The sequence below is a fragment of the Mesorhizobium sp. WSM4813 genome, assembly GCF_055811555.1.
This window is the reverse complement of sequence record NZ_JBVVQU010000067.1, coordinates 1-21,209: the sequence shown is the minus strand read 5'-3', so window position 1 is coordinate 21,209 and position 21,209 is coordinate 1. Positions and strand designations below refer to the sequence as shown.

Genomic DNA, 21,209 nt, shown 5'->3' with positions numbered 1-21,209 from the left:
GCATGAGGCCGGGCTGATCAGCGTGCCACGGCTGGCAGGCTGATGAGAGGATCATCGCTCATTTGGCTGATGGTTTCCAGCGTCATGTATCTGGCGCGCTGCACGGCCCATTCGTCGTTCTTTCAAGCAGGATCGCGCCAACCAGGCGGACGATGGCGTCATCATTTGGGAAGATGCCGACGACCTCGGTGCGCCGCTTGATGTCGCCGTTGAGGCGCTTGATCGGGTTGGTCGAGTGCAGCTTGGCGCGGTGCTCCTTGGGGAAAGTCATGTAGGCAAGCACGTCGGGCTCGGCGTCGTCCATGATTGTCGCCAGCTTCGGCACCTTCGGCCGGATCTGGTCGGCGACGGCGCGCCATTGTACGGACGCGGCCTCGGGCGTTTCCTGGGCGAAGGCGGTAGCGATGAAGGCTGAGACGACGCGGCGCCCGCTTTGGCGGCATGGGCCAGCACGTTCCTCATGAAGTGCACGTTATGCCGACGTCGGCATAACGTCCATTATGCCGATGTCTGGATTATGCCGACCTTGCGGGTGGATGTCGGCTTCGGAGGCGGTGATCGCTGCGATGGGGTCGGCATAATCAGAGCGCCTCGAGGAAAGCGAGAAGCTTGTCGGGCGGTCTGTAGCGTCCTGGCGCCGTGTTGGCCGGCGTGGTTTTCGCCAGGGTGCGCTCTTTAAGCTCCAGATCGGCGTGCAAGTAGATGTGGGTGGTCTCGATCTGTTCGTGGCCAAGCCACAGCGCGATCACAGAGGTGTCGACGCCGGCACGCAGCAGTCGCATTGCCGCGGTATGACGCAAGGTGTGCAGTGTGACCCTTTTCCGCTGCAGCGACGGACAGTTTCTGGCAGCGATTTCGACATACCTCGCGAGCCGGTGCTCGAGAGCGTCGCGGCTGATCATATTGCCGGTCTGTGTAGGGAAGAGGGGATCGGCCGGCTGCCCGGCACGTTCGGCCAGCCAGACGCGCAGCACGGCGGCCATGTTGGAGGTAAGGGGTGTGATCCGCTGCTTTCGCCCCTTTCCGATACAGCTGACATGAGCGCCGGAACCGAGATGGATATCGGCGCAGTGAAGGCCGATCAGTTCGGACGCCCGCAGGCCGGTTTGGGCGGCGAGCCGAAGCAAGGCGTGGTCGCGCCGCCCGGTCCAGGTCGACCGGGCGGGGGCGGACAGCAATACATCGAGTTCCTCCTCCGTCAGGAACGTCACAAGCCGTCGCTCAAAACGCTTAGGCGGAATCGCGAGCACCCGTTCGATTGTCGCGGCGTACTCGGGGTAACGAAGGGCGGCGAACCGGAACAACGACCGGATTGCGGCAAGCCGCGCATTCCGGGTCCGCGCGCTGTTGCCCCGATGACGCTTGAGGTGATCGAGGAAGTCGCCGACACACGCGGCATCGAGGTCGTTGAACTCCAGCCTGGAAGGCTCTGTGTCATGCCGCGCGGCGGCGAAGACCAGCATCAGCCGCAGGGTGTCCCGATAGGCGGCGAGCGTATGCGGGCTGGCTTGCCGCTGCCGGATCAGGCGGTCGGTGAAGAACGCCTGCAAGGTCGCGCTGAGGGCGGTCATGCGCCGCCTCCGATCCGTCGTTCCAGACGATCACCGGCCAGTTGCAGCAATTCCGGAGCCGCCGAGAGATACCAGTACGTCTTGCCCGGATCGACGTGACCGAGATAGGTAGACAGCAGGGCAAGCCGGCGCCCCGGGTCGCCGCCGTCGCGATAAGCATCAAGAAGCGTGCGAACAGCAAACGCGTGCCGCAGGTCGTGGAGCCGTGGTCGGCCGGCCGCCGAGCGCGGGGCGATGCCGACGCGACAGACGAGCTTCTGGAACGTGTTTTGAACGTTCACATAGAGCAGCCTAGTGCCGGCCGGTGAGACGAACAGGGCGGGCGTGTTCGGCGGCCGGCGGGGTCGATCGCGCCGGCGCAGATAATTGCCGACGGCCGCAACAGTGCTCGGATGTAACGCCAACTCGCGGGATTTTCCGGACTTTCCGCGCCGAATGGTGAGGCCGCCGCCGACCGCATCGAAGTCGTCGCGGTCCAGGCCGATCGCTTCTCCAACCCGCATTCCGGTCACGGCCAGCAAGCCGGTCAGGGTCCGGTAGGTTGCTTCCCGATGCGGCGTGCGCAAGGCCGCGGTTGCCGTCATCAAGGCGATGACGTCCTCCTGCGAATAGAGGTAGGGCGTCGCTCGGCAAGATCGCCCCGGCAGCAGATCACACGGCGGCACCTCGGTTGCCGGCTCGATCCCGCGCAGATGGGTAGCAAAGCGGCGAAACGACGGAAAGTCGCGCCGACATCCAGCTTCGATCGGCGCCTGCCGGCAGCATCGCCCAAGCAAGGGCCGTCTTGGTGGTCAGGTGGTCTTCGCCCTGCGCCTCGAGGTAGGTGAGGAACTGGGCAAGAAGCTTCTCGGACCGAACAAGCGTGTAGCCGAGGGCGCGACGCATGGCCAGGTAATCGGCCAGGGCCTGGCGAAGGGCGCTCATGCCACCTCTCCCGGCCAAGGGCGGGCGATCGTTCGCAGGGCTTCGCGATCAAGCTTGGCATAGATCGCCGTTGTCAGGGCGCGGCGATGACGCAGGACCTGCCCGACCTCCGGTAGCGACGCGCCAGCGCGCAACATCGCCGACGCCGCCGTATGGCGCAGGCGGTGGGCGTGGATCCGGCCGAGCCCGGTGCGGCAACCGGCGGCGGCCACGATTTGCGACACGCCAGCGCTTGTGAGGGCATTATGGGGCGCCCTGACGCGCACAATCGACGATCTGGTCAAGGCCATGGGCATGAGCGGCATCTCCAAAAGTCAGGTCAGCCGGCTGTGCGAAGAGATCGACGGCAAGGTCAAAGCGTTCCTTGAAAGACCTATCGAGAGCGACTGGCCATATCTGTGGATCGACGCGGCGGCCGCATCGTCTCGGTCGCCGTCATCGCTGTCGGCGTCAATGCGGACGGCCGGCGCGTGGTGCTGGGCATGGAGATCGGCACGTCGGAGGCCGAGGCGATCTGGACGGAGTTCCTCCGGAAGCTGACACGTCGCGGCCTGCGCGGCGTCAAGCTCGTCGTCTCCGATGCCCATGAAGGCATCAAGGCGGCCGTCATTCTCTTGGCGGCGCACCCAATTCCACGGCATCAGTTTGTCCCAGCGCGAGACTGGCCAGTCGTTCTGGATCCGCTCGGTGACATCGGCCATGTAGGCTTCGGCATCGACGCCGCAGAGCTTCCCGGTCTCGATGATGCTGAGCACGACCGCTGACCGCTCGGCCGCGGCGAAGCTGCCCGAGAAAAGCCAATTGCGCCTGCCGACCGTAAATCCACGAATGGCGCGCTCCGCGATCAGGTTGTCGGGCTCGAGCTGGCCTTCGTAGAGGAAGCGGTTGAACGCGCGCCATCGCTTGGTGCCATAGTCGTCGCAGTGCCCGGACCAGGGGTCGGGTCCGCTTTCGTCGTGCGGCCAATCGCTCGGCCGGCGGGAGCCCCGTATCTCTTCCTCGATCCGGTAGATCGCCTGGATGCCGGCCATCGCCGTCGTGCTGAGCTCGGTCGGCTGGCTGTCATGAACGTCGAATATCTTGCGACGCAGATGGGCCAGGCAGGCAGCTTCTCGAATGGCGCCGCCCCTGTAGATCTGATTGTCGCCGGTGAAGCCATCGGCCTGGAGTGTGCCGGCAAATCCGGCGAGTTCGGTCATCACGCTCTCGCCGGCGCGGCCCATGGTGGGGCGATACCAGGCGATCGGCGGCTCCAGCGAACCTGAGTTGCGGTCTTCGGCGACGTAAACCCAGAGCGCGCCTTTGTGCGTCGTGCCGGTGCTGGGCGCCAGGATCGGAAGTCGCGTGTCGTCGGTGTGAATCTTGGCGCGGGTACGGCCGATCTCACGGATGCGGTTGTAGATCGGATCGAGCAAGGCCATCGCAGGGTCCGGCAGCTGTACTTGGGTCGAACGGTCTCAACCACCTGCCAGGCCTGGGCGACCAGGTCGAGCATCTCCTCGCTATCTTTGCCCATGGCACGCAGATCGCCGCCGCAGCCCGGGCAGCATGCGCAAGAGACTCGCGAACCACCCGCTTGCGCGGCAGGTTCGGGTTGAGCTTGCGCACCGGCAACACCCGGACCTTGTCGGTGTCAGTAACGATGGGCAGCTCGGCATCGGGCACGCCGGCGGCGACCTGATCGAGATCTTCGAGTTTGAGCAGCATCTGGTCCAGCTTCTCGGACGAGCGGCCGAAGTCCTTGCGGTCGAAGCGATCGATCTGCAGCTGCAGGCGCTGGATGCGAAGTGCGGCCTCGGCGCGCTCTCCGCGCAGCTGCTCATCTCGTTCGGCAATTGTGGTGTCACGGGCAGAAACGGCCGCTTCCAGAGCGCGATCCGGGCGAGGAAATCAGCGATTGAGGGAGCTTGTTCCGACGACCCAAATTACATACCCGAAAGAGCTCTTTCAAGGAAGCAAAATCGACACAAATGCAATAACAAACGAGCAAGCCGGCGCCAGTCGATACCTTCCAGAAGCAGCTGCGCCTTGGAGAGCGACACGGAGACTTTCTCCTTGGTGGTTGGCCAGGCAAAACAACCATCGGTAAGCCGGTTGGGGAAAAGGCAGAACCCCTGGTCGTCATGCGCCAGAATCTTAATGATATAACCCTTGTGTCCACGGAAGCAGAAGATCGCGCCGGTGTGCGGGTCGAGCGCGAGCACCTGCTGCACCATCCGCGCCAGGCTGTTGATCCGCGACGCATGTCGGTCGCGCCGCAGCACAGGTAAATCCGGTCTGTCAGCCCCACCGTGATCACCTGGTCAACTCCGTCAGGACGATGCGCAGTGCTGTCGGATCGACGATCCCGTCGACCCGCAATCGCGTGCCGCTCGGAAAGACCACGACGATCTTGCCAGCCGGGTCCGGGCAATCGGCGACGGGGCGTTCGACACCGGGCAGATCGCTCACGTCGATCCGTGCGAAGGTCGCCATCGCCTGATGGGCATCAAGCGCGCCACCGGCCATCTGCTTGCGCCAGGCAAAGAGCTGTGACGGAGCTACGCCGAACGCTTGCGCGACCTCGGTCACCGACGACCCCGCCGCGCTCGCAAGGTCGACCAACGCGCGCTTCTCCGCGCAACTCCACAGCCTCCGTTGCCGCGCGGCCGGCCATCGTTGCACCATCTTCAGCCGCCGCGGCGACGCTGATCTCGGCGACCACATCGCCTCTGCATGTTCCAATGTCAGGGCGCGAAAGCTCCATGTTCATCCGCCTATTGAAAGGTGCCTTGGTGCACCGCTTACTCCGCTGAGCGAGGTGCCGCTTTTGGTTGTCTGTGGCACGATGGCGGGCTGCGACGACTATGACGACATCGTTCTCTGGGGGAATAGGCATCTCGACTTCCTGCGGCGTCTGCAGCCCTACCATTTCGGCATTCCCTGCGCGGATTGGCTGCGGGTGGTGATGAACCGGATCGGACCGGACCTGTTCGCTTCTTGCTTTCTTGCCTTTGTTGCCGAGCGTCTGCCCGAAGCAATCGGCCAGATTGCCATCGATGGCAAGACCTCTGTCAAGCGAAGCGAGGATTTGACCCCATTGGCGAAGTGAAGAACTGACCCCCTTCATTGGTTTGCTGTTTCGTTGGTTTCGAGTGCCGGTCCGACCTTCTGCAGAAGGCCGGACCGGCGCTTTTCGCGGAGCCGATAGCTGTCACCGCGGATGGTGATCACCGTGGAGTGATGAAGCAGGCGATCCAGGATCGCCGTGGCCACAACGGGGTCGCCAAAAACACTTCCCCATTCGCCCACAGAACGATTGGAAGTGATCAGAATCGATCCCTTCTCGTAGCGCCGCGACACCAGTTGGAAGAACAAGTGTGCGGCATTGGCTTCGAAGGGCAAATAGCCCAGCTCGTCGATGATCAATAATTTCGGCCGCGACAAGGTCGTCAACTGTTTGTCCAGCGAGCCATCGGCATGTGCCTTGGCCAGCATCGCCACCAGCGTCGCTGCCGTGACGAACTGCACATTGTAGTTCTGGCGGATCGCCTCGCGGCCGAGGCTCACGGCAAGATGAGTCTTGCCCGTTCCGGGCGGTCCGAGGAACAGGACTGTGTCGCCGTGTGCGATCCAGCGGCAGGTCGCGAGTTCCCTGATCTGGCCCTGATCGAGTGAAGGCTGGGCATCGAAGTCGAAGCCGTCGAGTTCGCGCACGAACGGGAACTGGGCGAGCTTGCTCGACATGGAGATGCGCCGCTCGTCGCGACGGGCGATCTCGCGCGACACCAGGAAGGCCAAGGCTTCCCGCAAGGTCATCTTCGAACGGGCAGCTTCGTCCAGCAGCGCATCGAGCTGGTCACGGATCGCCGTCAGCTTCAGCCGATCGAGCGTTGCGATGAAGCACGTCATGATCAACGGTCGTCATCACCAGGCCCCTCCAACAACCGCCTCGTATTCCGCGAGTGATCGCAGCAAGGCGGCTGGAGCGACATCAATGGGAGTTGCACGCACCGGCCCTTCGAAGCCGGCTACACCGACAAAATGAGCGCGATCCACGACCCGTTGTCGTCGCCCACGGCAAAAGGCGTGGTCTGCGACGACCTGGCCCGCATGGCGGATAATCACCTGGCCGGCCAAAACCACGACCTGGACGCTCTCACCGATCAGGCGCCAGGGCACGGAGTAGCTGTTCGTGTCGAGATCGATCGCGCAGTCGGCCTGGACCTTGCGGACCAGATCCCGCAATTGCCCGAATGGGGCACGGTCTGCCAGAGGGCGCAGCGCCTTGGCTTCTTCGGCAAAGCGTTCCGCTGGCGCAACGCCGGTGGTGCCGTGTTCACGCTGGTCGGCGACCTCGCGCGTCCAGCGGTCGAGATGCGCCTCGAATGCCGCCCAGTTCTCGAACCGACGCCCGGCGATCGCGTTCTTCTTGACGTAGCCGACGCCGCGTTCGTCTTTTCCCTTCGTGCGTGCCCGATAGGGAGCACAGGCCCGCGGCGTGAAGCCCCAGTACCGGGCGAACGCATGCAGTCGCGTGTTGAATCGGACCTCTCGCGTCACCGCATCATGGTGTTCGACCAGCGCCTTCGCATTGTCGATCAGCACTTCCGCGGGAACGCCGCCGAACCGCAGAAAAGCGCCTTCAATCCCTTCGAACCAGTCCGCCTGACGCTGCCTCTGCGAAGCGCGGACATGCATCCGGCGCGAATAGCCAAGCGTGGCGACAAACACATGGATCCGCACCCGCTCGCCGCCGATCCAGACCCGAGTATCGCCAAAGTCGATCTGCATCTGATGACCGGGCGCTGTCTCGAAGCGGACCGTCGCCCGCTTCTGCGCCTTTAATTCCCGGCGCCAGCACTTCACCCTCAGCTCCACCGAGCGAAGCCCGATCACAATCCCATGTTCGCTCGCCAGCTCCTGGCGAATGACGTCCGCGTTGCCTTCATGGCGGAAAAACCGCTCCCGAAGCCAATCCTCCAGGCCATCAAAGGCTGTTCGACGCCGGGGCTGACGATAGGCAACAACGCCGCCTTCGCGAAGGTAGCGACGAACCGTATTGCGCGCGCAACCGAACTCCTGCGCGATCCGTTTCGCTCCCAGCCAATCCCATGCAGTCGCACCATTGCTGAAACTTCTTCCCCCGACCGCATCTCCTCAACCCGCACCGTTTTCGACAACGCGAGCTTCGATGGAAATTCATCGTGCATCTACTGATCCTCTCAAAAACGAGGGGTCAGTTCTTCGTTTCGTGTGGGGGTCAATTTCTCATTTCGCCCGACAACCTCACGCCGCAGCCACGATCGCGGGCGTGGACAGGCGGCGCTGCACCTGGTCTCGGCTCATGCGACAACCCACAGCCTCGTGCTGGGCAATTGGCGCTTGCCGACAATCAATGATATCACCGCCATTCCCTTGCTGCTGAAGGAGTTGGCCGCGTCCGGAGCGGGCGGGTAGTCTCGTTTCCATCGACGCCATGGGTTGCCAGTCCGACCTCGCCGAGACGATCGCCGATCTCGGCGGCGATTATCTGCTGGCCGCCAAGGACAATCAAAAGACCGCCCATGCCGAGATCCAGCTCTATTTCGACGCCACTCCGGCCAATGAGATCGATGCGCTCACCGAGGTCGAGAAGGGCCATGGCCACATCGAGAAGCGCCGCCACCTCGTCTCCCAGCGTGTCGCATGAGCGGCAAGCGGCACTATCCCGATGAGCCGCGCTTCACGGGCCTCAGCACCATCGCCATGGTCGAGACCCGTATCGAGACGGGCACCGAGGTCAGGGTCGAGCGGCGATGCTACATCTTCCTCTCGCATCCTCACCGCGAAAGCCTTTGCCAAGGCCGCCAAAGCCCATTGGGCATCGAGAACGGCCGCCTGCATTGGGTTCTCGATGTCCAATTCAAGGAGGACCAATCCCGCCTGCGCCGCGGCCACGGCGCCACAAACATGGCCATGGTCCGCCACCTCGCCCTCAAGCTCATCCGGGCTAGGCCTATCCATCAAGGGAAAGCGAAAACTCGCAACCTGGGATACCGGCTACCTCACCGCCGCCCTTCAAGCGCGTTAACCTGGACTCGTTGCCCTGTTCGATACTGTGGGAGCGCGGGTTATCTTCCCCCGTGGCGGTACATCGCGTCCCTCGCCTCTGCCTGGGGAGGAAGCCGAGAACGCAAACCGGGGAGGTTCACTGCGCTCCCATTCAGCCGTAACCGCTGGACCGTTCTTTTCGTGCCGCGATTGCTGGCTCACGGCAACCGGCGCAAGCGTAGCGTGACCGGGAAGTGGCATGTCGACAAGACGTCCTATCAAGGTCCGCGGCCAGTGGATGTATTTTTACCGCGCCATCGACAGTGTCGGCGACACAGTCGAATTCTGGTTCAGCGAGCAGCGTGATCTGCCCTCGGCCAAGCGGTTCTTCAGAACAGCGCTGGGCACATCCATGGCCGGCCCGACCGCGCCGTCATCGATGGTAGCCAGACCAACCAGGAGGCTATCGTTTCCTGTGACATCACCAACCGCTTGCAGGATCGTTCCCGGAATCGGCTGAAGCCGATCCGGATCCGCAAGAGTAAATACCTGAATAACCGGATCGAACAGGACCATCGGCGCATTAAGCGCCGCATCCGGTCTATGCTCGGCTTCAAATCACCAGCATCAGCCCCAATGACCTAAACGGCATCGAAATTTTGACATGATGCGTAACCAAAAGGCGAGGTTCGCCTTCACCTATCCATCGCTGGCCGAGCAGTTCCACATCCTTGCCACGTGATTGGCCTTGTGTCAGACCTCTCTGAGCTCCCATTCAGCTGTGCAACAAAACCCATTGCAGCCTCCTGTCTGCCAAAAGACCTACTCCAGAGTGCACCAACTCAGGAGGTATTAGTTCACAGGCCGTCAAACAGCACTAATAGCTGAGCATGATATCTCGGTATATCTCAACCGCTTTGGCTAGCTGATCTATTTCAACGAACTCGCTGTTCGTATGGGCCTGATCGATACTTCCGGGGCCGAGAATAATGCAGGGTATTCCCGCCAAGGAGAGCTGACTTGCATCCGTACCATAAGGAACACCGACGTACTTGCCTGTTCCGGCAACTTCAGCACATGCCTTTGAGGCCACTGCTGCAATTTTGCTCGACTCGGCACTTCCCGGAGCTGGATCTTCCAACGCAGGTAGCAGAGAGCGCACTTTAATTTTATCTTCACTCTGGCGGAATCGTTCTAATATGTTCTCTACCTCCTGTATCGCTTCCTGCGGCCGCTCTCCTGGTATGAGACGTCGATCAATCCAAATACGGCATACCGGCGGCACAGTCGTTAGCTCTATGCCCCCTTCGATAAGACCGACGGTTAGAGTTGGGGAGCCGACTAATGGATGTGTCCGCAGCGCCAAGGTCTGATTAAACTCGTCAAGTGCCAATACTATCCTAGCCATTCCCGTGATCGCATTGACCCCGAGATGGGGCTTCGAAGTATGCGCGGCGACGCCCTCAACTTCGACTTGCCAGCGGACCGAGCCCTTGTGAGCGACAACAAGTTCTAAGTCAGTTGGTTCACCGACCACTGCCGCGTCATAGGACACGCCGGATTGAGCAATGGCGCGAGCGCCAGCTTTGGGGCCCTCTTCGTCAATGCCCGCCGCGACGACGATTGTGGCATTGGGCTGGCGGTCTCCAAGAGTGCTAAGAGCGATCAACATAGCCGCAAGCGAACCCTTATCGTCGCAAGCACCTCGACCATAGATCCGCCCCTCCCTTTGCTCGCCAGAGAACGGGTTTGACTTCCATTCGCCTGTAGGCACCGTGTCCATGTGCGCTAAAAAAAGGACGCGCTTGTCAGGATCCCGCCCCTGTGCCCAGGTTAACAAATTCGAGCGGCCATTCACCACGTGCTGTATTTCACATGGGAGATTTCGTTCCCTGCAAAAACCCTCAAGAAACTCAACGACCCCTTGTTCTCCACTTCCTGTTTGCGACAATGCCGGGTTGACGCTCTCAATCTTAACAAGTTCTTGTAGGAGGGCTACAGTTTCCGCACACACGGGTGACATACATTCTCCTGTTGTAATTGACTGGCTTTCCGTTACTTCAACTGGTAGATTGCCCCCGGTGATGGCGGCCGCGTTGGCGTGACTCAACCCGCCTCGAGGTGGGGTATCGCGCTGGGCTATTGGCTCCGCCATCTAATTCCCTGACTCTTAGATGCCGCTGCGAGTGAAAGCTATCGAACCAGGTAGCCGAATTCGAGCGCCTTATACGTCGCCTGATCATCAATTGTCAAACAGCTATTCCCGTAGAAATGTATGCTGATCTTACGGCCTGACGGTCAGTGGTTTTTAGGTTTTGCGAGGCAGCAATTGATTGAGGCGAATAGTCGGTAGCAGACGTTGTCGGCCATCGGCAGTATTGCGGCAGCTGCGGCAAGCAGGACAACTGCCAGGTCGGGGTCTCTCTGTCGGTTACCCCGAGCAGGCGAGCCTGCCGATTGCCTCTCAGCTCAATCTTCCGGAAAGCTGAGCGAACGGCCCTGCCCTGACCGGCGGGCCAAGACAGGCGTGGCAGAGAATGTGATCTTCCCCCGAATCACGCTCGCGCAGATCCGGGCGGCGCTGGATGCCGGCATCTCACGGGGCGTGGTACTGTCCGATGCCGGCGACGGCAATGACACCCTTCCGCGGCGGATGAAGATGAGTTTGACGTATGTCGTCGGCGTCCAGTCCTCGATCCGCCTGAAGTCGCTGGCGCGCAACCCTTGCCGGCGAAGCCGTGGAGCGGGACGCGGACGCCCGCCCTCGCGCGTTCGGCGGAAGGCTGAAAATGCGCCGGTCTCAGCCAAGGAACTGGTGCAAGCCTTGCCCGAGGACGTCTGGCACATGGCTACTTGGCGCGATGGCTCCAAGGCGTCGCTTGCCTCACGCTTTGTCGCCGTTCGGGTTCGGCCGGCTCATCGCGATACTGGCGCTCCGTCACCCACGCTGAGGAATGGTTCCGGATCGGCCAGATGGCGAAGTCGGGCCAACCAAGTGCCGGCTCTCGACCTTGCCTGGAAGACCAAGCTTGCCGACTTCTTCGATTAGGCCAAGATGCGATGGCGGATCGAACAGGTCTATCAGGAACTCAAGCAGGAGATCGGCCTTGCCCACTATGAGGTACGGCGCGGCTCCAACACCACGCAACGCTCGCGATTGCCGCCTATGGATTCCTGGTCTCCGAACGCAGTCAGATTCCCCCTCAGCCTCACGGTTGGCCGCTCCTCAAGCCACCTGCCGAAGGTTACCGACCCCGCGGCGCCGCCGCTTAGCCCCGAACGCCACGTCGCCAAACTCATCCCCACCATCCGGATTAACTCGCCCGCGCCCTGGCCCGGCGGCTGCCACGATGTCCATGCTGCCACCAACTTGTGAAACAGATAGGATCGTCAGCAAGTAATCGTTTGACAATCGATGATCGACTGATAGTTCTTTAGGGCACCGCAGGGAGGAGCATGAATGTCACAGGAACTCGAGTATCTCAGCCGCTACGTCGTTGCAGGCCGCCTGAGCCGACGTGAATTTCTCGGGCGTGCGACGGCGCTCGGCTTTTCAGCGCCGTTCGCGAATGCGCTCCTCACCAGCGCTGCACGCGCCCAGGAGCCAGTCCGTGGCGGCATTCTGAAAGCCGGCCTCAGTGGCGGGGCGGCGACCGACAATCTCGATCCGGCTATATTCTCGACGTTGTCGGGCGTCTTCGGAGAATCCTGCTGGGGCGAGTATCTCGTGACGCTGGGGCGTGACGGCGGACTGGAGTATCGCCTCGCCGAGGAAATCAACCCATCTAAGGACGCCAAGACCTGGACGATGAAGATCCGGAAGGGGATCGAGTTCCACAACGGCAAGACCGTGACAGCGGAAGATGTGGTGGCGACACTCGAGCGTCATTCCGACGCCAAGTCAAAATCCGGCGCGCTGGGCTTGATGCAGAGCATCGACACCATCAAAGCAAATGACGACGAGGTCGTCGTGACGCTGAAGGAAGCGAATGCTGAATTCCCATATCTGATGACTGATTATCACCTGATCATTCAGCCGAACGGTGGCAAAGAGAATCCGGGAGCCGGCATCAGCGCCGGGCCCTACAAGGTGACTGTCGACGAGCCCGGCGTCCGCTACGGAGGTGAGCGCTTCGCCAATTTTTGGCAGTCCGACAAAAGGGGCTTCGCCGACCAGGTCGAGCTCCTCACCATCAACGACAATACCGCGCGCATCTCCGCGCTGCAGGCCGGCCAGGTGCATATGATCAACCAGGTCGACCCCAAAGTCGTTCATCTCATCGAGCGCGCCCCCAACCTGAAGGTCGAGGTCGTGGCGGGTCCCACCTACTATGCCTTCAACATGTTCTGCGACACGGCGCCCTTCGACAATAAAGATCTGAGAATGGCGCTCAAGCTTGCCATGGACCGCGAGGAGATGGTCGACAAGATCTTGCGCGGCTACGGCACGGTCGGCAACGACTTCCCGATCAATGCGACCTATCCGCTCTTCCCCGACAACATCGAGCAGCGCACCTTTGATCCGGACAAGGCCAAGTTCCACTATCAGAAATCGGGCCATAGCGGGCCGATCCTGCTTCGCATCTCGGACGTCGCTTTTCCAGGCGCGGTTGACGCCGCCCAACTCTACCAGCAAAGCTGTGCTAAGGCTGGCATTACCGTCGAGATCAAGCGCGAGCCGAGCGACGGCTACTGGAATGAAGTCTGGAACAAGCAGCCCTTCTGCGCCACCTGGGGGTCCGGGCGCGCGACGCAGGGCCAGCTGTACTCGATCTTCTATTCGTCGACGGCGGCATGGAACGAATCGCACTTCTACAATGAGAGGTTCGATAAGCTTCTCGCCGAGGCGTTCGCTGAATTCGACCAGGATAAGCGCAAGAACCTCTACCGGGAGATGGCCATCCTCTTACGCGACGAGGGTGGCGCGATAGTGCCGATGTTTAACCAGGTCATCGACGCCATTTCGGATAAAGTTGGCGGCTATGTCCCCTGGAGAGACTCCCTGATGAACGGTGAAGCGTTCTCCAAATGTTGGCTGATTTCTTGATCCGAAGCTGGCCGCAAATGTCGCCCATCGGGACAGGTTGTCAGTGAGGAACGTCACAGCCGCTTAAGGCGGCAGTGAGTTAAGGTTCTGCAGGACGTCTCGGTTAATGTCCATCCCGGCCCAAACGCTCGCTGTAGTTGGCGAGTCGGGCTCCGGAAAAATCCACACTCGCCCGCGTCATCACCGGGCTGCTGCCGCCGATCGCCGCAGCATCACCTTCGCCGGCCGCACACTAACGCCCAGGCTTGCCGACCGCTCCAGGGACGATGTTCGAGAACTGCAGATGATCTACCAGAGTATGCGCTGTTCTCAGGCCCCGGCCTTGAGCGGCATGGGTCTGTAGGCGCAAGGCAGCAGATCGTCGATCTGGCCTTGTTCATGGCCGGCGACGATCCGGGCGATCACGTCAACGAGGGAGGTGTTAGGCTAGACGCCGTTGAGCTTGCATCTCTCAATCGGCGACGCGATCGTTGCCCAATGCTCGCCGCCGGCCGTCAGAGCCGGCGAAGAGCGCGTTCTTGCGGTTCAAGGCGATGGCGATGGGTCGGATGGCGCGCTCGACGACGTTGGAGTCGATCTCGATGCGACCATCGTCGAGGAAGCGGCTGAGACCCGCCCAACGCGAGAGCCCGCAACGAGTAGCCTCGGCCAGCTTGGTCTTCTGGCTAATGAGGGTGAGTTGCTCCCTAAGCCACGGCTCAAGGGCATTGATGACAGGACGGCTTCTCTCCTGCCGGACGGCGCGGCGTTCATCGGCGGAGCGATCGCGGATCTCGCTCTCAACATGGTAGAGTTGGGCGATGCGGGCGAGCGCCTCCGTCGCGATCGGCGCGGGGCCGGACTGCGCGAGCTCATAGAAGCGGCGACGCACATGCGACCAGCAAAGGCTAGGCTCACGGCGTTGCGTTCGGCCAGCGCTTTTGCCCGCTATCCGTCGACTTGCAGGGTCCCGGCAAAGCCCTGAAGATGCCGGATCGGTTGCTCGGTCTTGTGGTCCGGTGCGTAGAGATAGGCGACGCCTAGCGGATCGATCCCGCCCCACGGGCGGTCGTCACGGGCGTAGGCGAACAACTGTCCCGTCTTGGTCCGCCCCGGCCCGGATCGAGTACGGGCGCGGTGGTCTCGTCGGCGAAGAGTTTGTCCGATGCCTTCAACCGCTCGAACAGCCGCTCATGCACCGGCTTCAGGAGGAAGGCAGCCTTGCCGACCCAGTCGGCAAGCGTCGAACGGTCGAGGTTAACGCCCTGGCGGGCGTAGATCTGGGCCTGACGATACAGGGGCAGATGGTCGTCATACTTCGACACCAGCACATAAGCCACCGTGGCCTATGGGGGAATTCCGCCTCGACGAGCCGGGCTGGAGCCGGCGCCTGGATCACTACCTCTTCGCAGCGCGACAGGCATACTTCGGTCGACGGGTGACGATCACCCGGAACTGGGCGGGGATCATGTCGAGACGTTCGGAGAGGTCCTCGCCCATTACATGCAACTGGCCTCGGCAACACGGGCAGATCTTGTCGGCGATATCGATTACCTGCTCGACGCGCGGCAGATGGGCGGGTAACGAGCCGCGGTTGGCGCGGCGCTTGCGAGCCCGGGCATCCCGCTTTGCAGGTTCTGCGGCATCCGCGCTGGCGAAGCCCTCTGCCTCTACCCCAGAAGCAATTGGTCCTCCGGCAGGCTTTCCGCCCTCCGCCCGAAGCGATGGCGCTGCAACTCCTTGATGATTTGGCGGAGCTCTTATTCTCCGCACGTGCGGCCAAAAGCATCGCCTGAAGCGCGTGAGGATCGTCGGGAAGGGCAGAGGCCGCGTCGGTCACGAAGCGGATAAAGTATGGATTCCAGTGATTTGGCAATGATGTGATGGTCAGCTCGCCGCAATAGGAACACGCGTCTCGCGCGTCTCATGCACCCGCCGGCCAGTCAAGGCCTTCCAGCAGTGCCTGCAACTGTGCCGCCGTCAGTCGCACGAGACCATCGGTAAGGCCCGGCCAGCAGAACTTGCCACCCCCCAGCCGCTTGGCGACAAGCATACGCCCGTGCCGTCGAAGTAGACGAGCTTGATGGTCGGCCCGCTTGGCCCGGAACACGTAAACCGCGCCCGAGAACGGATCCGCGCCCATCGCCTCGCGCACGAGCGCTGCCAGACCTTCCGCTCCCTTGCGGAAGTCGACCGGCTTCGTCGCCACCATGACCTTGACCGCTCCCATTGGCCCGATCACGACGTTGCCCTCAGCGCACGGATCACCGCTGCAACCGTCTTCGAATCCGCACCACGACCCTCCCATTGCGATGCCGTGTCGATCTCGAGCTCGATCACATCTCGAGCCGGCTCCCGCTTTCTTGGCTGTGGCCGATGCTTCTCCGCAGCCTTCGCAAGCGGCGCCGTCACCACCGCGGGCACGAACATGGATTCCCATATCGCTGCCTCCCGCATCGGCCGGCGAGCAGCCCGACGCCAGGTGAACAATTGCTGCGGTGAAAGGCCATACCGGCGCGCCACTGCACAAACCGTCTCGCCCGCCTCGTAGCTCTCCGCCACTATCCGGGCCCTCTCCTGCGGCGGCCACTCACGCCGACGACCATCCGGGGCTCAGGGCGGCGATCCGCGAAGTGCTGCCCGAAGCGGTGTGGCAGCGCTGCTACGTGCACTTCCTCAGGAACGCGCTCGACTACGTGCCGCGCAAGGTCGACGACGATTGCCTGATGGAGCTCAGATGGTTCTATGACCGGCGCGATCTTGCCGAGGTCAAGCGCGATCTGGCGCAATGGATCGGCAAGTGGCAGGCCAAATACCCGAAGCTGGTGGACTGGGTGGAAAACAACATCGAGGAGACGCTGAGCTTCTATCGGCTGCCGCTGCCGCATCACAAGCACATGAAGTCGACGAACATGCTGGAGCGGCTGAACCAGGAAATCAAACGACGCACCCTGGTCGTCCGCATCTTCCTCAGCCCGCGGAGCTGCCTGCGGCTGGTGCGGGCGCTGGCGGTGGAGATCCACGAGAACTGGCTGGAGGCGACCCGCTATCTCAACATGGATCACCTGCGCGAACACAAGAAGGAGAGCTTGAGGGCATTGGCCGCCTGAGACGCGGCCGCCATGTCCGCCGCTCCGCTAAACACGGGGGCTGCGCGGCGGACACGCCAACGTCACTGCCAAGCCCTTTTGCTGATGGGGTGGATGCCAGCCTTCTCCGACGGCATCGCAATGTGCCAAAGTTTGTGGTGTTAGCGCCACGCAAAGGAGAGGCAGGCATCCATGGAAAAGGTTACCATCATTGGGATCGATCTGGCAAAGAACGTCTTTCAGCTGCACGGGGCGGCAGCTGATGGATCGGTTGTGTTCCGCAAGAAGCTGTCGCGCCTGCAGTTTTGCAAGTTCATGGCGAGTCAACCGGCATGTGTCGTGACGATGGAAGCGTGCGGCAGCTCCCACTACTGGGCCCGTCAGATGGCTCGGCTTGGCCATGAGCCAAGACTGATTGCCCCGGCCTATGTCAAACCGTTCGTCAAGCGGCAGAAGAACGACGTCGCCGATGCGGAGGCGATCGTCGAAGCAGCGCAACGACCGACAATGCGCTTTGTCGAACCGAAGACCAAGGAGCAGCAGTCCCGGGCTATCGTGTTTCGCACCAGAGAGCAGTTCGTGAATCAGAGAACCGAATTGGTGAATGCGCTGCGCGCGCACCTCTATGAGTTCGGTTATGTTGCTCCGCAAGGCATCGGCCACCTGCCACGTCTGGCAGAGATCGTCGAGGACGAGAGCGCAGACCTGCCGGATCTGGTCCGTGACATCTGCAGCGCTCTCCTTGACCAGATCGACCAGTTGAGCAGCCGGCTCGCGGCATTGAAGAAGACGATCGACACGCTGTCCAAGCAAGCTGCAACATCTCGGCGCTTGCAGACCATGCCCGGTGTCGGCCCTATCGCTGCCCTTGCCATTGAAACCTTTGCGCCACCGATGGAAGCCTTCAAGTGCGGTCGCGATTTCGCCGCCTGGCCCGGGCTGGTCCCTCGGCAGAAGTCGAGCGGCGGCAAGCAACGGACTAGGGAAGGTATCGAAGATGGGCCAGCGCGATATTCGGCGGTTGCTCATCATCGGCGCCATGGCCGTGGTTCGATGGGCATCTCGGAGGCGCGCACCCGACGGTTCCTGGCTTGCCCGCTTGATGTTGAAGAAACCGCGCATGCTGGTGGCAATCGCGCTGGCCAACAAGATGGCGCGTGGCATCTGGGCCATGCTGACGAAACAGGAGGACTACCGAGATCCGGCGACGGTGCTTGCGTGATTTGCAACAACGCACCTGAGACCGGGACGTCGGGGATGTGAGGAAGGCATGAACTGCATGGGCAAATGATCGATCAGATCGGGGTCAGGAAAACCAGAGTCAAGTTGAGAGCCCACGCAAGCTCGCTTTGCTGATTTGGACCTGATCCGCGCATCACCATACCGGCCCGCGGCACATGGAACGGCCGCAAATCAAGGCCTGACACATGACCGCACTCGATCACATGTCCAATGCTTCAGGTTCCTCCTTGCAAAATGGCTGGCATCCACACAAGAACTTGACGCACACAACTGAGCTTCTCATCGACTCATCGGCGGTAAGGGCGCATCGCTGTGCGGCCGCCGGCAAAGGGGGGAGCAAAATCAGGCCATCGGTCGCTCGAGAGGCGGACGGACCACCAAAATCCATGCTCTGACGGATGGATTTTGCCGGCCGGTCGCTTTCTCCTGACCGGCGGCCAGGTCGCCGATTGCAACTGCCGGGGCGCTGCTGATCGAGCAGATGCCGGCGGCGCCAATCCTGCATGCCGACAAAGGCTATGACAGCAATGCCATCCGGGAGCAGGTTCGCGGACGCGGCGCCTTCGCCAATATCCCGCCCAAGGCGAACCGGAATAGAAGAACTGCTTCTGGCCCTTTCTCTACAGAAACCGCAATGCGATTGAGCGCATGTTCTGTCGCATCAATGACTTCCGCCGCATCGCAACCCACTACGATCGGCTCGCCCGGAACTTCCTCGCCGCCGTCTGCATCGCCGCAACCGTCAGCTACTGGTTATGAGTCTTGGCCCTAGGCTAGCGATTGGCCTTCTGCAGTGCGGGCATTTGATCGGCGGCGGTTGTGCGAGCGCGTTTAGGATTGGCTGTCGAACGGCTGGCAAGCTTGGTTGCGGCGGCGGGGCCTGGATTCTTTTTTCCCCTCTCGCCTGGTTGCGGCGGCGAGATTGCAGGAAGGCATAGGCAGTCATGGTCATCAACGCGTGCCGGTGGAGGCCTGTCCATGAGCGCCCCTCGAAGTGATCGAGGCCGAGTTCTTCCTTGAGCTGTCGATGCGCCTGTTCGCAGACCCCGCGCGCCTTGATAGCGCCTGCGAGTTCCTTGAGCGGGATGTCGGCGGGAAGGTTGGAGAGATAATATTTGCGCTCGCCGGTCGAGCGACGCTCGCCGATGACCCAGAACTCTTCTCCAGGCAAGTGCTGGGCGCCCATGTCGCGGATGCGTTGGGGCGGGCCGTCGGCAACCCGAACACGGACAGCGGCGAAGCGTGCTGAGAGGCGGCCCTTGGTGCCACGTCGCCAACTGACCGTCCTCCATCGGGCTGTCTCCAGCATCGCTTGGGCAGTGGTCGACTTCGCATCCGGGAAATGCCGTTGGCGCGGGCGGCTGCGGGCCGGCAACGGGGAAGATCATCGCCACGTCGGCGGGATAGACCTTTGCTTGAACGGGATGCCGACGGCCCAGGCAAGGGGCGTGCGGTCAGCGCCGATCCCGCCCTGCTCGATCGCGCCGGTATACCTGATGAGCATCGTGCGTACAGGACCAAGCCCGAGATCGCCCTGGCCGAGATCGACGACCTCCCATGAATCACCGAAGACGTCTCTTGGGAATCCTCAAATGCGCCCGCCTCTAAACCCTGGCGGTTCGCGTGTATTCGCTTACGTGGGAAAATGTCCACCTGCTATAAGGCCAAAACGACCACTCATCCGGCGGGATCATGGGCGCGCCTAGCGTCGGATCGAGCTGCCATGCCTCGGGATCGGACTGCGATGACTTGCTGGCAACACGGCGGCTGAGATTGTCGACTTCCTGCGACATCGAAATGCGCCTCCCTTTAGGTGTGGGCCCTACGGCCACGGATAATAAAACCATCGTGTGCATCGTTAAGCATTGCTTCGGCATCAGCCTCAGCAAGTGGCCTTCTACTCTTCCAGAACCTTCAGGTGCGTCGGGCACCTACTGCGGTAGACGGAGCGTGCTCTGGGCGTATGACCTAAAGAATGAGCCCGCATCGGCGATGTTGGGTGTGAGCCCGGCGAGCATAAGTGCATGCCACAGCGTCACTTGGTTGGCCGTGATAACTGGCCGACCTGCAATCTTCTCAAAAGAGTCCGCGCGTCTCAACGAACTGATGGAAGTACACGGAATTAGTATCGGGTCATCGGAAAGTGTTGTCGACGAAACGAACTCAGCCAATTCTGTTTCGCAGTCGCTATTAAAAACGTGTTGGCCCGGTACACGCGTCATATGTCGGATGTTTCCAACACCAATATCTGCGTCAGAGAGAAACGAGACCATTTTTTGCGTGCGCTCAGGTTCATACGGCGATACAATATCAACTCGCTTTGCGCCAAGTACGTCAAGTGCAGCCAAAAACGCCATTGCCGTGCTCGATGCGGGTACCCCAGCACTGTCAGCAAGCAGCTGAATCTGGCGCTGTGCGTACTGCATTCCCTTAAAGAAACTGGCTGCTGTGCAGGCCCATACGACCGAATGGCATCCGCTTTTCCCTAACTGACACGCAGCCGCCGAAAGTACCTCTTCCGTGGCCAAGTGCTCACAAAATTGAGCTGCACTACCGAAGCGCAACGCAGTTGGGAACGGTATAAGAAATGACATATATTCAACGTTCTTCACGTTGTGATTGTCGATCCACCTATTGATGTATTGATCGTCAATCAGTTCATAGGGTACCTCTCCATCATCAGGAAAAATTATACCGATTCTTTTCTGCATCTGGCCACTCCTTTGTCGCTGTTTATCTTGGACACGACGCTACCTTCGCGCAAACATGAACTTTCCCGGACAAGCCGAGCTTTGCCGTTGGTAGCCTCCCATCAAACGATTTGATCATCCATGCTGACGGTATGTACTGATAAACAGACTGCCAGATGCGATGCGACCCGTAGCAGCGCCGCTTCTGCGTGACTCAACCAGCAACGAGGAGGTGGTTAGCGACGCGGGGCTATTGGCTTCGCCATCAAACTGCCTGACTCTTGGATGCCGCCCTGAACTAGAGAAAGCTATCGAACCAGATCATTCGAGGCGCCTTATACGTGGCCTGAGCATCGATTGTCAAACAATTTAATCTCAACGATCTTAGGCTGATGGCGACGCCTAGCGTCTGATCCGGTGGCCTGTCGGTCAGCGGTTTTTAAAGGTTGCGAGGCAGAGACCATCGATCGAGGCGAGAAGGTCGGTAGCAGACGTTGTCGGCCATCACCTGGATCGTGAGCATGAAACAATTGTTTGAGAATCGATGCTCAACTGCGGCTAATTAAGGGCACCACAGGGAGGAGCACTTAATGTCACAGGAACTCGAGTATCTCAGCCGTGGCGTAGCTACGGGCCTGTTGAGCCGACGTGAATT

11 protein-coding genes and 17 pseudogenes are annotated in these 21,209 nt (G+C 61.2%); 11 read left to right on the top strand and 17 right to left on the bottom strand.

The features are described 5' to 3' along the window. Positions 1-17 precede the first annotated feature (17 nt). The 5 genes and pseudogenes from AC0L25_RS28050 to AC0L25_RS28030 all read right to left on the bottom strand — a co-directional run. A pseudogene (locus AC0L25_RS28050) lies at positions 18-471 on the bottom strand (transposase); the annotation flags it as partial. Positions 472-581: 110 nt separating this feature from the next. Continuing rightward, positions 582-1,571, bottom strand: coding sequence for a tyrosine-type recombinase/integrase (locus tag AC0L25_RS28045; RefSeq protein WP_473598450.1), 990 nt, complete (start codon positions 1,569-1,571; stop codon positions 582-584). Next, positions 1,568-2,155, bottom strand: coding sequence for a tyrosine-type recombinase/integrase (locus AC0L25_RS28040; protein WP_473598456.1), 588 nt, complete (start codon positions 2,153-2,155; stop codon positions 1,568-1,570). The genes AC0L25_RS28045 and AC0L25_RS28040 overlap by 4 nt, the downstream gene beginning before the upstream one ends. A 67-nt stretch (positions 2,156-2,222) precedes the next feature. Further along, a complete protein-coding gene (locus AC0L25_RS28035) occupies positions 2,223-2,495 on the bottom strand; it encodes a hypothetical protein (RefSeq protein ID WP_473598449.1) in 273 nt (90 codons plus the stop codon). Then, positions 2,492-2,785 (bottom strand): tyrosine-type recombinase/integrase, encoded by a 294-nt coding sequence (locus tag AC0L25_RS28030; RefSeq protein ID WP_473598448.1) that lies wholly within the window; start codon positions 2,783-2,785, stop codon positions 2,492-2,494. The genes AC0L25_RS28035 and AC0L25_RS28030 overlap by 4 nt, the downstream gene beginning before the upstream one ends. Between AC0L25_RS28030 and AC0L25_RS28025 the strand changes: the two are divergent. Further along, positions 2,745-3,100 (top strand): annotated as a pseudogene (locus AC0L25_RS28025) (transposase); the annotation flags it as partial. The gene AC0L25_RS28030 and the pseudogene AC0L25_RS28025 sit on opposite strands and share 41 nt — an antisense overlap. Before the next feature lie 39 nt (positions 3,101-3,139). Here AC0L25_RS28025 and AC0L25_RS28020 read toward each other — a convergent pair. The 4 genes and pseudogenes from AC0L25_RS28020 to tnpA form a co-directional block, all read right to left on the bottom strand. Next, a pseudogene (locus AC0L25_RS28020) lies at positions 3,140-3,916 on the bottom strand (IS66 family transposase); the annotation flags it as partial. A 208-nt stretch (positions 3,917-4,124) separates the two neighbouring features. Continuing rightward, a pseudogene (locus tag AC0L25_RS28015) lies at positions 4,125-4,211 on the bottom strand (hypothetical protein); the annotation flags it as partial. A 209-nt stretch (positions 4,212-4,420) separates the two neighbouring features. Continuing rightward, positions 4,421-4,759 (bottom strand): IS66 family insertion sequence element accessory protein TnpB, encoded by a 339-nt coding sequence (tnpB, locus tag AC0L25_RS28010; RefSeq protein ID WP_473598447.1) that lies wholly within the window; start codon positions 4,757-4,759, stop codon positions 4,421-4,423. A 31-nt stretch (positions 4,760-4,790) separates the two neighbouring features. After that, on the bottom strand, positions 4,791-5,162 hold the full coding sequence (gene tnpA / locus AC0L25_RS28005) for an IS66-like element accessory protein TnpA (protein ID WP_473598446.1): 372 nt from the start codon (positions 5,160-5,162) through the stop codon (positions 4,791-4,793). A 121-nt stretch (positions 5,163-5,283) separates the two neighbouring features. On the opposite strand from tnpA, the pseudogene AC0L25_RS28000 reads away from it, so the two are divergent. Then, positions 5,284-5,565 (top strand): annotated as a pseudogene (locus tag AC0L25_RS28000) (ISAs1 family transposase); the annotation flags it as partial. A 35-nt stretch (positions 5,566-5,600) separates the two neighbouring features. Here AC0L25_RS28000 and istB read toward each other — a convergent pair. Both istB and istA read right to left on the bottom strand, forming a co-directional pair. Next, positions 5,601-6,402: pseudogene (istB, locus tag AC0L25_RS27995) on the bottom strand (IS21-like element ISSme2 family helper ATPase IstB). Beyond that, positions 6,402-7,687 (bottom strand): annotated as a pseudogene (gene istA, locus AC0L25_RS27990) (IS21 family transposase). Before istA ends, istB begins: the two co-directional pseudogenes overlap by 1 nt. 251 nt (positions 7,688-7,938) lie before the next feature. Between istA and AC0L25_RS27985 the strand changes: the two are divergent. Both AC0L25_RS27985 and AC0L25_RS27980 read left to right on the top strand, forming a co-directional pair. Beyond that, positions 7,939-8,166 (top strand): annotated as a pseudogene (locus AC0L25_RS27985) (ISAs1 family transposase); the annotation flags it as partial. Positions 8,167-8,687: 521 nt separating this feature from the next. After that, a pseudogene (locus AC0L25_RS27980) lies at positions 8,688-9,249 on the top strand (IS6 family transposase); the annotation flags it as partial. Positions 9,250-9,384: 135 nt separating this feature from the next. Here the strand turns inward: AC0L25_RS27980 and AC0L25_RS27975 are convergent. Then, the gene (locus AC0L25_RS27975) at positions 9,385-10,617 is read right to left on the bottom strand and encodes a M20 family metallopeptidase (protein WP_473598445.1); all 1,233 of its coding nucleotides are present in this window, start codon (positions 10,615-10,617) and stop codon (positions 9,385-9,387) included. 257 nt (positions 10,618-10,874) lie between these two features. Here AC0L25_RS27975 and AC0L25_RS27970 point away from each other — a divergent pair. From AC0L25_RS27970 to AC0L25_RS27955, 4 genes and pseudogenes are all read left to right on the top strand, one after another. After that, positions 10,875-11,015 (top strand): annotated as a pseudogene (locus AC0L25_RS27970) (transposase); the annotation flags it as partial. A 31-nt stretch (positions 11,016-11,046) separates the two neighbouring features. Further along, positions 11,047-11,556 carry a transposase gene (locus AC0L25_RS27965; protein WP_473598444.1) on the top strand — a complete coding sequence of 170 codons (510 nt, stop codon included), beginning with the start codon at positions 11,047-11,049 and terminating at the stop codon, positions 11,554-11,556. A 411-nt stretch (positions 11,557-11,967) separates the two neighbouring features. Further along, positions 11,968-13,554, top strand: a complete 1,587-nt coding sequence (locus tag AC0L25_RS27960) for an ABC transporter substrate-binding protein (protein WP_473598443.1) — start codon at positions 11,968-11,970, stop codon at positions 13,552-13,554. Between the two features lie 78 nt (positions 13,555-13,632). After that, positions 13,633-13,873: pseudogene (locus AC0L25_RS27955) on the top strand (ATP-binding cassette domain-containing protein); the annotation flags it as partial. On the opposite strand, the pseudogene tnpC reads toward AC0L25_RS27955, so the two are convergent. From tnpC to AC0L25_RS27940, 3 genes and pseudogenes are all read right to left on the bottom strand, one after another. Next, positions 13,864-15,373, bottom strand: a pseudogene (tnpC, locus tag AC0L25_RS27950) (IS66 family transposase). The pseudogenes AC0L25_RS27955 and tnpC overlap by 10 nt on opposite strands. Before the next feature lie 84 nt (positions 15,374-15,457). Beyond that, a complete protein-coding gene (gene tnpB, locus AC0L25_RS27945; RefSeq protein ID WP_473598442.1) occupies positions 15,458-15,763 on the bottom strand; it encodes an IS66 family insertion sequence element accessory protein TnpB in 306 nt (101 codons plus the stop codon). 8 nt (positions 15,764-15,771) lie between these two features. Next, positions 15,772-16,101: pseudogene (locus AC0L25_RS27940) on the bottom strand (transposase); the annotation flags it as partial. 26 nt (positions 16,102-16,127) lie between these two features. Here AC0L25_RS27940 and AC0L25_RS27935 point away from each other — a divergent pair. The 3 pseudogenes from AC0L25_RS27935 to AC0L25_RS27925 all read left to right on the top strand — a co-directional run. Continuing rightward, positions 16,128-16,643, top strand: a pseudogene (locus AC0L25_RS27935) (transposase); the annotation flags it as partial. Between the two features lie 171 nt (positions 16,644-16,814). Then, positions 16,815-17,844 (top strand): annotated as a pseudogene (locus AC0L25_RS27930) (IS110 family RNA-guided transposase). A gap of 289 nt (positions 17,845-18,133) precedes the next feature. Beyond that, positions 18,134-18,623: pseudogene (locus tag AC0L25_RS27925) on the top strand (IS5 family transposase); the annotation flags it as partial. Positions 18,624-18,637: 14 nt separating this feature from the next. On the opposite strand, the pseudogene AC0L25_RS27920 reads toward AC0L25_RS27925, so the two are convergent. Then, positions 18,638-19,308, bottom strand: a pseudogene (locus AC0L25_RS27920) (transposase); the annotation flags it as partial. 487 nt (positions 19,309-19,795) lie between these two features. Beyond that, positions 19,796-20,575, bottom strand: coding sequence for a maleate cis-trans isomerase family protein (locus tag AC0L25_RS27915; RefSeq protein WP_473598441.1), 780 nt, complete (start codon positions 20,573-20,575; stop codon positions 19,796-19,798). Positions 20,576-21,209: the final 634 nt, after the last annotated feature.